The 14,036-nt window shown below is 51.4% G+C and carries 13 protein-coding genes; all 13 read left to right on the forward strand.

All coding sequences use genetic code 11. The features are described 5' to 3' along the window. Positions 1 to 11: 11 nt before the first annotated feature. The 13 genes from rpmF to hisS all read left to right on the forward strand — a co-directional run bounded on the left by rpmF (position 12) and on the right by hisS (position 13,971). Positions 12 to 194, forward strand: coding sequence for a 50S ribosomal protein L32 (gene rpmF / locus GEOB_RS19810; protein WP_012647689.1), 183 nt, complete (start codon positions 12 to 14; stop codon positions 192 to 194). A 47-nt stretch (positions 195 to 241) separates the two neighbouring features. Further along, positions 242 to 1,282 carry a phosphate acyltransferase PlsX gene (gene plsX / locus GEOB_RS12945; RefSeq protein WP_012647690.1) on the forward strand — a complete coding sequence of 347 codons (1,041 nt, stop codon included), beginning with the start codon at positions 242 to 244 and terminating at the stop codon, positions 1,280 to 1,282. Between the two features lie 14 nt (positions 1,283 to 1,296). Next, positions 1,297 to 2,277, forward strand: coding sequence for a beta-ketoacyl-ACP synthase III (locus GEOB_RS12950; protein ID WP_012647691.1), 981 nt, complete (start codon positions 1,297 to 1,299; stop codon positions 2,275 to 2,277). 21 nt (positions 2,278 to 2,298) lie between these two features. Continuing rightward, positions 2,299 to 3,234, forward strand: a complete 936-nt coding sequence (fabD, locus tag GEOB_RS12955) for an ACP S-malonyltransferase (protein ID WP_012647692.1) — start codon at positions 2,299 to 2,301, stop codon at positions 3,232 to 3,234. Then, on the forward strand, positions 3,231 to 3,971 hold the full coding sequence (gene fabG / locus GEOB_RS12960; protein ID WP_012647693.1) for a 3-oxoacyl-[acyl-carrier-protein] reductase: 741 nt from the start codon (positions 3,231 to 3,233) through the stop codon (positions 3,969 to 3,971). The genes fabD and fabG overlap by 4 nt, the downstream gene beginning before the upstream one ends. A 135-nt stretch (positions 3,972 to 4,106) precedes the next feature. Next, the gene (gene acpP, locus GEOB_RS12965; protein ID WP_012647694.1) at positions 4,107 to 4,340 is read left to right on the forward strand and encodes an acyl carrier protein; all 234 of its coding nucleotides are present in this window, start codon (positions 4,107 to 4,109) and stop codon (positions 4,338 to 4,340) included. 88 nt (positions 4,341 to 4,428) lie between these two features. Beyond that, positions 4,429 to 5,661 (forward strand): beta-ketoacyl-ACP synthase II, encoded by a 1,233-nt coding sequence (gene fabF / locus GEOB_RS12970; RefSeq protein ID WP_012647695.1) that lies wholly within the window; start codon positions 4,429 to 4,431, stop codon positions 5,659 to 5,661. Positions 5,662 to 5,675: 14 nt separating this feature from the next. Next, positions 5,676 to 6,122: a ribose 5-phosphate isomerase B gene (gene rpiB, locus GEOB_RS12975; RefSeq protein ID WP_012647696.1), complete on the forward strand. Its 447-nt coding sequence runs from the start codon at positions 5,676 to 5,678 to the stop codon at positions 6,120 to 6,122. 87 nt (positions 6,123 to 6,209) lie between these two features. Next, the gene (glyA, locus tag GEOB_RS12980) at positions 6,210 to 7,457 is read left to right on the forward strand and encodes a serine hydroxymethyltransferase (protein WP_012647697.1); all 1,248 of its coding nucleotides are present in this window, start codon (positions 6,210 to 6,212) and stop codon (positions 7,455 to 7,457) included. Between the two features lie 201 nt (positions 7,458 to 7,658). After that, a complete protein-coding gene (locus tag GEOB_RS12985; protein ID WP_012647698.1) occupies positions 7,659 to 8,828 on the forward strand; it encodes a carbohydrate-binding protein in 1,170 nt (389 codons plus the stop codon). A 12-nt stretch (positions 8,829 to 8,840) separates the two neighbouring features. After that, positions 8,841 to 11,243, forward strand: coding sequence for a DNA internalization-related competence protein ComEC/Rec2 (locus GEOB_RS12990; RefSeq protein ID WP_154650494.1), 2,403 nt, complete (start codon positions 8,841 to 8,843; stop codon positions 11,241 to 11,243). Between the two features lie 79 nt (positions 11,244 to 11,322). Then, positions 11,323 to 12,705, forward strand: a complete 1,383-nt coding sequence (locus GEOB_RS12995) for a GGDEF domain-containing response regulator (RefSeq protein ID WP_012647700.1) — start codon at positions 11,323 to 11,325, stop codon at positions 12,703 to 12,705. An 18-nt stretch (positions 12,706 to 12,723) separates the two neighbouring features. Then, a complete protein-coding gene (gene hisS, locus GEOB_RS13000) occupies positions 12,724 to 13,971 on the forward strand; it encodes a histidine--tRNA ligase (protein WP_012647701.1) in 1,248 nt (415 codons plus the stop codon). Positions 13,972 to 14,036 lie beyond the last annotated feature (65 nt).

The raw sequence follows: 14,036 nt of genomic DNA on the forward strand, positions 1-14,036 counted from the left end.
AGAATTATTTTATGGCAGTACCTAAGAAGAAGACATCCAAGTCACGCAAGAACATGAGAAGGGCCCATGATTTTCTTACCGCCCCGACAGTTTCCACTTGCCCACAGTGCAAATCCCCGAAACTTCCCCACAGAGTTTGTCCCTCCTGCGGCACTTACAAAGGCAGAGAAGTAATTAAGGCTGAAGAGCTTTAAACTGCCATCCGAGGCTCTTTGTATTAAGAGCCGCTGCTAGAGGTCATATGAGAGTTGCTGTAGATGCGATGGGTGGCGACAACGCGCCTGGTGTCGAGGTGGAGGGCGCTGTCGCAGCTGCCAGGGAATTCGGTATTGCCATAACCCTGGTAGGCGATACGGAAAAAGTAAACTGCGAACTTGCAAAGCATAACTGCAAAGATCTGGATATAACAGTCAAGCATGCCAGCGAGGTGGTCGGCATGCATGATTCCGCTTCCGATGCGGTAAGAAAGAAGAAGGATTCTTCCATCCGCATTGCCTTTGAACTGGTGAAGAACAATGAAGCGGACGCTGTTGTAAGTGCCGGTAACTCAGGTGCCACCATGGCTGCCGGCATGTTCGTACTCAAGCGCATCAAAGGTATAGATCGCCCGGCCATCGCCCAGATATTTCCCACTCTCCGCGGAAAAACCCTAGTGCTCGATGTTGGCGGCAACGTTGATTGCAAACCTCTCAATCTCGTCCAGTTTGCCATAATGGGTGAGGTCTATGCCCGGTCCGTCATGGATGTGGAAAACCCGAAGATCGGTGTTCTTTCCAACGGAGAGGAAGAAAGCAAGGGAAACGACCTTACCCGCGAATCAAGCACACTCCTTAAGAGCACTTCCCTCGATTACATGGGATATGTGGAAGGTCGGGATATCTTCAACGGCATGGTGGATGTTGTCGTCTGTGATGGATTTGTCGGCAACGTGGTGCTCAAGCTTTCCGAAGGACTGGCCGAGGCTGTCAGCACGATGCTTAAAGAGGAAATCAAGCAGAGCCTGCTGTACAAGATCGGCTATATCCTGTCTCGCCGGGCCTTCATCAATTTCAAAAAGAAGGTCGATTATACGGAATATGGTGGCGCTCCTCTGTTGGGAATAGATGGCGTCGGCATGATCTGCCATGGCGGTTCCAATGCCAAAGCCATAAAAAATGCCATCCGTTTTGCCCACGAATATGCCCGAAAGGGCGTTAATCAACACATGGTCGAAAAACTCCAGGAAAACTATCCTCTTTATATGCAGCAGCTGGAAACACTAAAAGCACAAGCGGCAGGGTAGGAAGGTTGTAAATCATGATTCGTACCAGGATAACCGGGACCGGTTCTGCCCTTCCCGATAAGGTGCTGACAAATTCCGACCTGGAAAAAATGGTCGATACCAGTGATGAGTGGATCACAACACGAACTGGGATCAAGGAGCGCCGCATCGCTGCCGAAGGTGAGTATACCTCCACCTTTGCCACCCGTGCTGCAGAAAAGGCCCTGGAGATGGCAGGAGTCAAGGCTGAAGAGCTGGACCTGATCATTGTCGGGACCGTTACCCCCGATTTTCCCTTTCCCTCGACTGCCTGCGTGATCCAGAGCAATCTCAATGCAAATAATGCGGCAGCCTTCGATGTTTCCGCAGCCTGTTCCGGTTTTATATACGGGCTCTCCATTGCCGACCGGTTCATCAGGACCGGCACCGCCAAAAAGGCCCTGGTCATTGGCGGTGAAGTGCTCTCCCGTATTCTGGACTGGACCGATCGCAATACCTGCCTCCTTTTCGGTGACGGAGCGGGAGCTGCCGTGGTCGAGGCACAGGAAGGAGATTGTGGTGTTCTTTCCACCCATATCCGCAGTGACGGATCCTACTGGGAACTTCTTTATCAGCCCGGTTGCGGCGGCAGAAATCCCGCCACACAGAAAACCATCGACGAAAAACTGATGTTCATCAAAATGCATGGTAACGAGGTCTTTAAACTGGCGGTGAGGGCTATGGAGGATGTGGCGCGTCAGGCACTTGCCGCAAATGACCTGACCACTGACGATATCGACCTTTTCATACCCCATCAGGCCAACCGGCGCATTATCGATGCCATCGGCAAAAGACTCGGCGTTGCCGAGGGAAAGGTTTTCATCAACCTGGAGCGCTACGGCAATACCTCGGCAGCTTCCATTCCCATAGCCCTTGATGAAGCCAACCGCTCCGGGCGTCTCAAGGGGGGGGATGTTGTCCTGCTTGACGCTTTTGGTGGCGGACTTACCTGGGGATCTGCGCTGTTTCGCTGGTAATAACAAGAAAGGAATGTTTCCATGAGCAAGAAAGCGTTTATCTTTCCCGGCCAGGGGTCTCAATTCGCAGGCATGGGCAAGGATCTTGCCGATAATTTCAAGAAGGCAGCCCTCGTTTTCGAGGAAGCCGACGATGCCCTCAATTTCAAGCTTTCCCGACTCTGTTTTGATGGTCCGGAAGAAGATCTCAGACTTACGGCCAATACTCAACCTGCCATTCTCACTGCAAGCATTGCCGCTCTGAGAGTCCTCGAAGAAGAAACCTCCCTCAAAGCAGATTTTATGGCAGGTCATTCCCTTGGAGAGTATTCGGCACTCGTTGCCGCCGGTGCCATCAAATTTGCCGATGCCGTTCGTACCGTTCGTGCCCGCGGCACTTTCATGCAGGAGGCGGTTCCGGTCGGCGTTGGTTCCATGGCTGCAATCCTGGGCGTAGAACCCGAAGTGTTGGCTGAAATATGTTCAGAGGCAGCACAGGGTGAAGTGGTTGCGCCAGCTAATTTCAACTCCCCCGGCCAGATTGTCATAGCCGGTAACAGCGGCGCCGTCAACAGAGCCATAGAGATTGCCAAAGGGAAAGGATTCAGAAAGGCGATGCTGCTTCCCGTAAGCGCACCCTTCCATTGTGCTCTCATGATACCAGCCGGTGAACGCCTTGCCGGTGTATTGGAGCCTGTTGTTGTTTCACCGTTGACTGTTCCCGTCGTAACCAATGTTGAGGCATCGGCCAATAGTGATGCCGGAAGGGTGAAGGAGCTCCTGGTCAGACAGGTGAGTGCCCCCGTCAAATGGGACGCATCCGTAGGGGCTATGATTGCCGCCGGCGTCGACAAATTTGTCGAAATCGGACCGGGCAAAGTGCTGGCTGGCTTGGTAAAACGGATCGACAAGAGCATTGCTACATCCAATGTGCAGGATCAGGAGAGCCTCAGGGCTTTGATCCAGGAGGGCTTATGAGTCTTAACGGCAGAGTGGCTATCGTTACCGGTGCTTCGCGGGGCATAGGCAAGGCAGTGGCTTTGAAACTGGCTGCCGATGGCGCCGATCTTGTGGTTACCGCCACCTCCCTTGAGACCGCCCAGGCCACAGCTGACGAAATCACCAGCGCAGGGGGCAATGCTCTGGCTGTGAAGGCGGATGTTTCCGTAACTGCAGAGGTGGAAGGTCTTTTTGCCGCAGCTGTCAAAAAATTTGGCAGGATCGACATCCTTGTCAATAATGCCGGAATAACCCGGGATGGCCTTCTGCTCAGAATGAAAGATGATGACTGGAATGCCGTGCTCGACATCAACCTTAAAGGCGCCTTCAACTGTACCCGTGAGGCCGCCAAATACATGACCAAAGCCAGGTATGGTCGGATCGTCAATATCAGCTCGGTGGTGGGCGAAATGGGCAATGCCGGGCAGGTCAACTACTGTGCCAGCAAGGCAGGCATGTTCGGCCTGACAAAAGCCACTGCCCGCGAACTGGCAAAACGTAACATTACCGTCAATGCAGTGGCTCCAGGGTTTATCGAGACAGATATGACCGGAACCCTTTCGGATAAAGTACGGGAAAACCTGCTGCAGCAGGTTCCGTTGGAGCGGCTTGGCCAACCCGAAGATATTGCTGCAGCAGTTTCATTCCTTGTCTCAACTCAGGCAAGTTACATTACCGGCCATATTCTGTCGGTCAACGGCGGCATGTATATGTAGCCCCGTTTGAGAACCGATTAAAACTGATTTTGTTCGTAAAATACCTTTTGCAAATTTAGCTTTTCATGTTATGTAGCTACAGAGTTGATAAATAAACCAGCCTGAAAAGGTACTAAAAAAATGGAGGTGTAGGAAATGTCGTCAATCGATAAACGTATCAAAGAAATAGTTGCTGAGCAGCTGGGTGTGGATGAGGCTCAGGTAACCAACGAAGCTTCTTTTATGGATGATCTGGGAGCCGACTCCCTTGATACTGTCGAGCTGGTTATGGCTCTTGAGGAAGAATTCGACATTGAGATCTCCGACGAAGACGCCGAAAAGATCCAGTCTGTTCAGGACGCCATCGATTATATCACTGATCACACCTAAGACGGATTGAGGGGAGGTTTACCTCCCCCTTTTTTTGCATTTCGGTTTAAAGCATGTTGAGGATCAGAAACTTAAGGAGCTTCAGTCTATGAGAAGAGTTGTTGTAACGGGAGTTGGTGTCGTCTCTCCGCTGGGCACCGGCAACAAGGCCAACTGGGACGCCCTGACCACCGGAAAGTCGGGCATTGCACGTATTACGCGCTTTGACCCCTCCGATTTGCCTGTCCAGATAGCTGGTGAAGTTAAGGATTTCGTTGCCGAGGATTTCATCGACAAAAAAGAAATCAAGAAGATGGACAACTTTATCCAGTATGCCTTGGGCGCCGCCCATTATGCCATGGAAGACTCAGGGCTGAAGATAACCGAAGAAAATGCTGAAAGGGTGGGCGTTCTTGTGGGAGCTGGCCTTGGCGGCTTGCCTACTATAGAGAGATACCACTCGGCTCTTCTGGAAGGCGGATACAAAAAGATATCCCCTTTCTTCATCCCCATGCTGATCATAAACCTTGCTCCCGGCCACATATCCATCAAGTACGGTGCCAAGGGCCCCAATATTTCATCGGTTTCAGCCTGTGCCACCGGCACCCATTCAATTGGCGATGCATATCACATGATAAAGCGTGGTGATGCCGATGCCATGATCGCCGGCGGTACGGAATCTACCGTGACCCCTCTTGGTATTGGCGGCTTTGCTGTAATGAAGGCATTATCGACCTGCAATGATGATCCTTCTGCAGCGTCGAGACCTTTTGATAAGGAACGTGACGGTTTTGTTCTTGCTGAGGGCGCTGGTATTGTTGTCCTGGAGGAATATGAGTCGGCAAAGCGTCGTGGTGCCAAGATTTATGCCGAAGTTGCAGGATACGGCATGAGCGGAGATGCTTTTCATCTTACCCAGCCTGCCCCTGACGGCGAGGGTGCTGCCCGCTGCATAAAGATGGCTTTGGCGACCGCAGGTGTGAAGCCTGAGGAGGTCGATTACATCAATGCCCATGGTACTTCGACCCATTTTAACGACCTCTACGAAACAATGGCGATCAAACGCATTTTCGGTGACCATGCAAAAAAATTGATGGTATCTTCCACAAAATCCATGACGGGCCACCTCCTTGGTGCAGCTGGTGGCATTGAAGCTGTCTTTACCGCCATGGCCATGGACAAGGGAGTTGTTCCCCCGACCATCAATTACAAAACGCCCGATCCCGAATGCGATCTCGATTACGTTCCCAACACTGCCCGTGACGCTTCCATTCGTTGTGCCCTGAGCAATTCCTTCGGCTTCGGCGGCACTAACGCCTCACTGCTTTTCAGAAAGATTTAGGGAAGGGTGGGACAATGATAGCACTGGGTAGTGATCACGGCGGACTTGCACTCAAGGTTGAAATCAAGAAGCTTTTGCTGGAGCGTGGCATTCCTTTCGAAGACTGCGGGACCGATAACGGTGATTCCGTGGATTATCCCGACTTTGGCGAAAAAGTTGCGAGGAAGGTATCCAAGGGTGAGGTGGAGAAGGGAATTCTTGTCTGTGGCACCGGTATCGGCATGTCCATTGTTGCCAACAAATTTCCCCATGTCAGGGCTGCCATTGTTACCGACAGCTTTATGGCCCGCATGGCCAAGGAGCACAACAACGCCAACATTCTCGTTCTTGGAGGCAGAGTTCTTGATAACGATGGAGCAAGAGAAATGGTATCTACCTGGCTCGATGCCGCCTTCGAGGGGGGCCGTCACCAGGGAAGGCTTGACAAGATTGCACTGATTGAAAAAGAACTCTACAAGTAGCCTGCCAGTAAGCGGTGAATGAGCTGTAAAACATTACGGGACTACCACAGTCCCGTTTCCTTTTTATACCATAGCAAAGGAGAATCTATGTCCATACTGGAGAATTTTGATCCCGCCGTAGCACATGCCATACGAGTTGAAACTGAGCGGCAGGAGTTTAACCTGGAACTGATCGCCTCGGAAAACTTCGTTTCGGAAGCGGTCATGGAGGCTCAGGGTTCGGTCCTGACCAATAAATATGCCGAAGGATATCCCGGCAAGCGCTACTATGGCGGCTGCCATAATGTGGACATAGTGGAAAATCTGGCCATCGATCGGGCAAAGGAGCTGTTCGGCGCCGAGCATGCCAACGTGCAGCCTCACTCCGGTTCACAGGCCAACATGGCTGTTTACTTTACGGTACTTAAGCCGGGGGATACCGTGCTCGGCATGAATCTGGCCCATGGCGGCCACCTGACCCACGGCAGTCCGGTCAACTTTTCGGGGAAATTTTTCAATATTGTCCCCTATGGGGTGACCAAGGAAAGCCAGACCATTGACTACGCCGAGGTTGAAAGGCTGGCTGTTGAGCATAAACCGAAAATGATCGTTGTCGGTGCCAGCGCCTATCCGCGTACCATCGATTTTGCAGCTTTCCGCAAGATCGCCGACAAGGTGGGAGCCGTGGTCATGGTGGATATGGCCCATATCGCAGGGCTTGTCGCTGCAGGACTTCATCCGAGTCCGGTGCCCCATGCCGAATTTGTCACCACTACAACCCACAAGACTCTGCGCGGGCCCCGTGGCGGTATGATTCTCTGCCGTGAGGAATTTGCCAAGGCACTCAATTCCAACATCTTCCCGGGGATCCAAGGCGGTCCCCTGATGCATGTCATTGCCGCCAAGGCGGTGGCATTCAAGGAGGCGCTGTCTCCCGAGTTCAAGCAGTATCAGCAGCAGATAGTCAATAATGCCAAGGCACTGGCGGTAGCGCTGATGAAAAATGGATTCAAGCTCACCTCCGGCGGTACCGACAATCACCTGATGCTGGTTGATCTGTCGGAGACACCGCTGACTGGCAAGGTGGCCGAGGAAGCCCTGGACAAGGCCGGAATTACCGTCAACAAAAACGGCATCCCCTTCGATACCCGTTCTCCTTTTATTACCTCCGGTATCAGGATCGGTACCCCTGCTGCCACTACCCATGGCCTGAAGGAACCGGAGATGGCGCAGGTGGCAGGTTTTATCGCCGATGCACTGGCCAATGTTGACAATGATGCTAAGCTGGCTGAAATAAAGGGACGGGTAAATACCATGATGAAGCAGTTTCCCCTGTATTCCAGCAGACTCGCCTGATAAAAACAACAAAAAGGGGGAGTATCCTGCTCCCCCTTTCTTTGTCTATTTGCTCTCCTTATTTTCTTTCTTTTCAGCCTCGTTTTTTCTCAAAATATTCGTGCCTGCCATGCACCGGGTTGTTTTTCAGGTTAACAGATGCAAAAGCTGTGGTATAAACAACTGTCTCAAAGAGTTGCTTCTCATGCCAAGGAGGGGAGTATGAAAAATCGCAGGCTTCTCATTCTCGTTATTAGTCTTTGCCTGATTCTCGACATCTCCTGCAGCATTGCTGCAGACAAAAAAAATGCTAAAAAGAGCGCGTTCATTACCCATGGTGAATTTGTCACCGATCTTGTTACAGCGATGGGATGGGACGCAGGTTTGCCCCTTAAGCCCAGGGAAAAGGATTACCTGGCCATCCTGTCTGGAAAGAGGTTCTTCAAGTTTGAAGCGGAAAAGTACTATGCAGCCCAAACCGACAATGTATCTGTCCGCAACTATGCCCTGTTAGGCCCTTTTTCCGGGAGCGGATGGGTGAGTGGTATTGCCTCGCCGACTACCGCTCATTTCAAGGTCTTGCTTCCCATTGGCGGCATTTATTCTCTAACCGTTGCAGCCAAAGGGGACGGCCAGAAATGGCAGGTAGGCGGCAAGGAGTTCACGGTCAGTACCGGCTCAAAAATCGCCGAGGCAAAGGTTGCCGACATTTCGCTGAATGCAGGCTTCCAGGAGATCAATGTAGTTCTTCCTCCCGACGGTGCTGTCGATTATTTTATCCTCGATGCTCCGACACTGCGAGCCATTGCTCCCATTGACGGCTGGGAGACCAAATCCGTCTTCAATCATGGGGACCTGGCAGAGGTTACAGTTGCCTTGCTCGGCCTTGAGAGCAACCTGCCCGACGACGGCAAGCCCATCGTTTTCCCTGTAGCTGATGTGGCAGAGCTGCCAGTATCGGCCAAGATCACCACCGTCGATTATCTTGGCAAACCGCTGGCCCCCAAATGGGTGCGTGCCGATTATCGCGGAGCCCAGCTGGAAGTGCCCTTCACTGTGGATAAGGATGGCGCCTACAGAATAAGGGTAAGAGCTCTTGGAGATACCATTTCTGCCGAGGTGGATTCCGACAAGGTAAAAGGAAACGGCAAGCCCTATCTGGAATGGGTAGACCTGGGACTTTTCCGTCTCGACCAAGGCAGTCACAAGTTGCTGATAAACCTGAAAACCAACCAGGGAGTGGATGTGGTCGAAATAGCCGGGAAAAAATCTTCACCGGCTGAGTACATGGCAGTATCCGCCATAAAGGGCGAACCTGATGCTCCTGTAAAGAGGACTGACCTGGATAAAATCCTTGCTTCTCTGGTGGACCGTTTCAAGGAGAGAAAATAAAAGGTGCAGGGGGTGAAAGGAAGACCACTTTTCATTCCCCTTGCCTCCATTATTGCCGGCATTCTGTCGGCAGGTCTTTACTCTTTATTTGTCCCGCAAGGAATCCTGCTACCCCTTCTGCTTTTATCCCTTTTTGCCGTCTTTCTGCCGAAAAAGTACCCATATCTCCTGACCATTTCTCTTCTGTTCTTTTGCTGGGGGAATCTTTCCCTAAAAGACCTGCTGCACCCTGACTTTCAAAAAAATCATATTGCCAGGTTTGTTTCCGATGAACCTGTGACTCTGGAAGGTGTCGTTGACAGCCGTCCGGAGGCCAGGGCAGCGGGATCACGGCTCCACCTTGAGGCTGAGCGCCTGTATCGGGCTGGTGGTTCCGTTCCAGTGACCGGCAGGGTTTTGTTGTATGTGGGGGAGGGGCGTCCTGATGTATTCACAGGAGACCGGGTAAGAGTTGTTTCACGTCTCCATAGACCCCGGAATTATGGCTTGCCGGGCGAATTCAATTTTGTTCGCAACCTTGCCCTGAAAGGTATCTTTGCCACCGCATTCGCAAGCCGTGCCGACGATGTGGTGCTGGTCATGGCCAATGTCAGCCATCCGCTGCAGCGTTTCATCGATCAAACGGCAGCGGGCATGGGCAGTTTTATCGTTAAGGCCGTGCCCTCGGTAGAAGGTGGCATTCTCAGAGCTCTTCTCATTGGGGAGCGAGGCTATACTCCACCATATATTGAGACTGCCTATGCCAATACCGGGGTCAATCACATCCTGTCAATCTCAGGTTTTCACGTGGGAATCATCGCCCTGTTTGTATTTCACCTCCTGTTGGGCGTTTGTCGAAACTTCCAATGTTTAACCCTCAATTTTAATCTGCGCAAAAGCCTCCTTATCATTACCCTGCCTCTCATTATCTTTTATCTGTTGCTCTCCGGGACGGCCCCGGCAACTGCCCGCTCCGTTATTATGATAGCCGCATTTGTTTTTGCCCTCGCTGTCGAGCGTGAGGTGGAGCCGGTGAACAGTCTGCTGCTGGCCGCAATGGTTATTCTTGCCGTTACGCCAGGCGCTCTTTTCGATATTTCCTTTCAATTGTCATTTGTCGCCCTGTGGGGAATCATCATTCTAACCCCCATTTTCATGCTGCCTTTTGCTAGATTTGCCAGCGGCACGATTTCGTATAAACTGCTGCTCTTTCTGATGGCTTCACTTGCTGCCATCACTGGGACCCTTTTTCCTGTGGCATTTTATTTTCATCGGGTTTCATTCACCGGTCTTATCAGCAACCTGATTGTGGTGCCGCTCATGGGCTATGGTGCTGTCGTACTGGGTTTTATGGCACTTCCGTTCATTTTCCTTTTCCCCTTTGTTGCGAGAATGCTGCTTGTTGCTGCCGCGTTTCCGGTTAAAATAGCCAACTCCTTCGTTCTGCTGGTTTCAAATATTCCAGCGTTGCCCCTTTTAAATCCAGATTACTTCGATCTTTTTTTATTCTATCTCCTGCTTCTGGTGCTGACCTTTGTCTCCTCAAGAAAATTCCAGATTGCCTTTTGCATTGTCACTACTGTTGCCATTGCCGGTAACGCTTTGTTTTTCAAGGGGCCGGATAAGGGGCTCCTGCAGATAACCTTTTTCAGCCTGGGCCAGGGAGAATCCACGTTGATATCATTTCCCGGTGGCAAAACAATGCTGATAGACGGAGGCGGTTCTGCCCGCGAGGGGGGAATCAACGTGGGCGAAAGATTGCTGGCGCCTGCACTGTGGGCACTGGGTGTCACGACCGTAGATTACATGGTGTTGACCCACGCCCACCCAGACCATATTCAAGGACTTCTTTACATTGCCGATAATTTTAAGGTGGGAGAATTCTGGGAGAACAGGCCGGCAATGGACGATAGCGAGAACTACCGCAATCTCAGGGCAATTATCGATAAGCGAAAGATCCCGGTTCGCGAGATCCATGCATCGGACCACCAGGTGGACATAGGAGGTGCGAGGCTTGAGTTTTTGTGGCCAGAAGCTGACAATAGCAACCAGTACCCCGATTTGAACCAGAGATCGCTGGTCTTTCGTCTCGTGTATGGAAAGGGAGCGGTTCTGTTTACCGGTGATATCGGCATGGAAGTGGAGAAGCGACTATTTGCCCATAAGGGTCAGCAGAGCAACGTTCTTAAGGTCCCCCATCATGGGAGCAGATATTCATCTTCCCCTGAATTTCTTCACTGGGCTTCCCCGGAAATTGCCCTGATCTCCGCCGGCTATGGCAACAGCTTTCACCTTCCCGCCGAACAGACGCTGGCGAGGTTGAAGGAGAAGCATGTGGAGGTATACAGAACCGACCTGAACGGGACTATCCGTCTCACATATGACAAAGGTAAAGGAAAGTTTATCGCCCATAGGCAAAACTGGCATTTTAATTGACAGAATTCCGATTTATCTGTTAGTTTGGGTCCACAATCGCCTGGATGCCCAATAAAGACCGACTCAGGAGATATTCCTCATGGAGAGGATTCTAGTAGTAGAAGACGACAGTTTCTTCAGGGAGGTATTTGCCGATCTGCTGCGGGATGACGGCTTTGCTGTCGATGTGGCTTGTTCCGGAGAGAAAGCCCTGGAAATGTTGCGTAGCAGCGAATATGCGTTGGTCGTCACCGATCTGGTAATGCCCGATATAACCGGACTTGATCTCCTGTCCAAGGTAAAGCAGTTTGATCCCTCCATAGATGTAATTCTGGTCACCGGCCACGCCAACACGGAGACCGCAGTGTTTGCCCTGAAAAACGGTGCCCGTGACTATCTTGTCAAGCCCATAAACAGCGAGGAATTCAAGCATGCGGTCGCACTCTGTTTCGAGCAGAGGAGGCTTCTTGATGAAAATCAGGAACTGAAAGGACTGCTGAACCTTTTTCAAATAAGTCAGACCATAGCCAATTCTCTTGATTTCGACCGCATTCACACAATACTTGTCGATTCACTGGCCAAAGAATTTGGTCTCAGTCGCTTAACCGGCTACTTCCAGAATGATGACGGTACGCTGGAGTTAAAAGAGATAAAAGGGTTCGACGAGGAAACCGCTTCTTCCCTTGGGGAGCTCATATTCGATATTTTCGATGTTCGCGAAGAGGATAATAGAAGCTTTGTCCTGCTTAATGATCTCGAGCAGCGGTCCCGATTCTTTGCAGAACACTCCGTTACCGAAGCAATGCTGTTTTTCGTCAGGGCAAAAACAGCACTTCTTGGCATCATAATAGTTTTCAACGAATCGCAAAGCGTTTTTCCGGCCCATTTGGATTTCAAAAACATAAATTTCCTGCTTGATCAGGCATCCCTTGCCCTGGAAAATGCGTCCCGTTACAACAATGCCAAGAATCTTCTCTACATCGACGAACTGACTGGGCTCTTCAATTACCGTTACCTGGATGTAGCCCTCGAAAGAGAAGTCAGGCGCGCTGAGCGTTATTCTTCCAACATATCCATCATCTTTCTTGACATAGATCTCTTCAAGCGAATAAACGATCAGTACGGACACCTTGTGGGAAGCAAGGCCCTGGCCGAAGTGGGGCTGTTGCTGAAAAAATCGGTGCGTGACGTGGACACGGTAATCCGCTACGGGGGGGACGAATATACGATAATACTCATCGAAACCGGAATAGACGGGGCTTCCGTAGTTGCTGAACGTATCCGCAGCACCATTGAGGGTCATGTCTTCATTCAAAGTGAAGGTCTTGACATAAAACTTACCGCCAGTCTTGGCTGTGCCAGCTACCCGGAAGATGCATGTACCAAACTGGAGCTTCTCGAACTGGCTGACCAGGCAATGTATCGAAGCAAGGCCTGCGGGAAAAACATGGTCTTTCACATATCTGCATATAAAAAGCAATGAACGAGGAGATAAACAGGCGTGAGCATTACCGGTATCAAGGGTTTTAACGATATACTTCCCGGAGAGGTTGAAAAGTGGCAGCATATTGAGGCAGCGGCAAGGAGGATTTTCGGGCTGTATGGATTCTCTGAGATCAGGGTGCCGATTCTGGAAAAGACAGAGCTTTTCTGCCGTTCCATTGGCGACTCTACCGATATTGTCGAAAAAGAGATGTACTCCTTTGTCGACAAGGGAGAGAACAAGGTTACCATGCGCCCCGAGGGCACGGCCAGCATCATGCGCGCCTTCATCGAACACAAGCTTTATGTGGCTGATCCGGTTGCCAAACTCTATTACATGGGTCCCATGTTCCGTTATGAACGGCCCCAAAAGGGGCGTTACCGCCAGTTTCACCAGATCGGTGCCGAGGTGACAGGGATAGCCGATCCCAAGGTCGATGCCCAGGTACTGACCATGCTTTGTCACTTTTTTGCCGAGCTGGGCCTGACCGAGCCCCATCTGCAGATCAATTCCCTTGGTTGTCCCGAGTGCAGGCCGAAATATCGTCAAGTCCTCAAGGATTTCCTCAAGAGCAGGATCGGCAAGCTGTGTGATGATTGCCGGAGAAGGATCGACACCAATCCCCTCCGGGCGCTCGATTGCAAAGCCGCCGGCTGCAAGGAGGCCACAGAAGGCGCGCCCTCTGTTCTTGATTATCTGTGTCATGACTGCAATGATCATTTTGCCAAAACCAGGTGCCACCTGGAATCGGTGGGCACGTCATACAGCATAAATACCCGCATGGTCCGTGGCCTTGATTACTATACCCGCACTACCTTCGAGCTTGTCACCGGCCTTTTAGGCTCACAGAGTGCTGTTGCAGCCGGGGGCCGTTATGATGGCCTCATATCAGATCTTGGTGGGCCATCGCTTCCAGGCATCGGTTTTGCCATGGGAGTCGAGAGGGTTGCTCTGCTTTTGGCAGAAAAAGATTTCCGCAAACGCCCGGATTTCTTCATAGCAGCCCTTGGCGAAACAGCACAGGAGGAAGCCTTCAGGCTTATGTCAGGACTGCAGCAGAAGGGCTGCTCAGTGGAAATGGACTTTGCCGGAAAAAGCCTGAAAAGCCAGATGCGGCGAGCCGACAAATTCAACGCCCACTTTACCCTGATCCTGGGTGAAGACGAGCTGGTTAAGGGTACTGCTGCCCTGAAGAACATGGATTCGGGCACTCAGACCGATGTCAGATTGAATGTGGACGTGCTCTGCAAGGCAGTGGCCTCCTGATCCCTTCATTTTTAATTTAAGGCACCGCCTGACTGGTATGCTTTATCAGCAGGCGGTTTTGTTTA

This window comes from Geotalea daltonii FRC-32 (assembly GCF_000022265.1).
Taxonomy (GTDB): domain Bacteria; phylum Desulfobacterota; class Desulfuromonadia; order Geobacterales; family Geobacteraceae; genus Geotalea; species Geotalea daltonii.

Excerpts from the sequence above, each read along its gene's own strand:
- rpmF (WP_012647689.1), top strand. The coding sequence starts at position 12 with ATGGCAGTACCTAAGAAGAAGACATCCAAGTCACGCAAGAACATGAGA.
- plsX (WP_012647690.1), top strand. The coding sequence starts at position 242 with ATGAGAGTTGCTGTAGATGCGATGGGTGGCGACAACGCGCCTGGTGTC.
- GEOB_RS12950 (WP_012647691.1), top strand. The coding sequence starts at position 1,297 with ATGATTCGTACCAGGATAACCGGGACCGGTTCTGCCCTTCCCGATAAG.
- fabD (WP_012647692.1), top strand. The coding sequence starts at position 2,299 with ATGAGCAAGAAAGCGTTTATCTTTCCCGGCCAGGGGTCTCAATTCGCA.
- fabG (WP_012647693.1), top strand. The coding sequence starts at position 3,231 with ATGAGTCTTAACGGCAGAGTGGCTATCGTTACCGGTGCTTCGCGGGGC.
- acpP (WP_012647694.1), top strand. The coding sequence starts at position 4,107 with ATGTCGTCAATCGATAAACGTATCAAAGAAATAGTTGCTGAGCAGCTG.
- fabF (WP_012647695.1), top strand. The coding sequence starts at position 4,429 with ATGAGAAGAGTTGTTGTAACGGGAGTTGGTGTCGTCTCTCCGCTGGGC.
- rpiB (WP_012647696.1), top strand. The coding sequence starts at position 5,676 with ATGATAGCACTGGGTAGTGATCACGGCGGACTTGCACTCAAGGTTGAA.
- glyA (WP_012647697.1), top strand. The coding sequence starts at position 6,210 with ATGTCCATACTGGAGAATTTTGATCCCGCCGTAGCACATGCCATACGA.
- GEOB_RS12985 (WP_012647698.1), top strand. The coding sequence starts at position 7,659 with ATGAAAAATCGCAGGCTTCTCATTCTCGTTATTAGTCTTTGCCTGATT.
- GEOB_RS12995 (WP_012647700.1), top strand. The coding sequence starts at position 11,323 with ATGGAGAGGATTCTAGTAGTAGAAGACGACAGTTTCTTCAGGGAGGTA.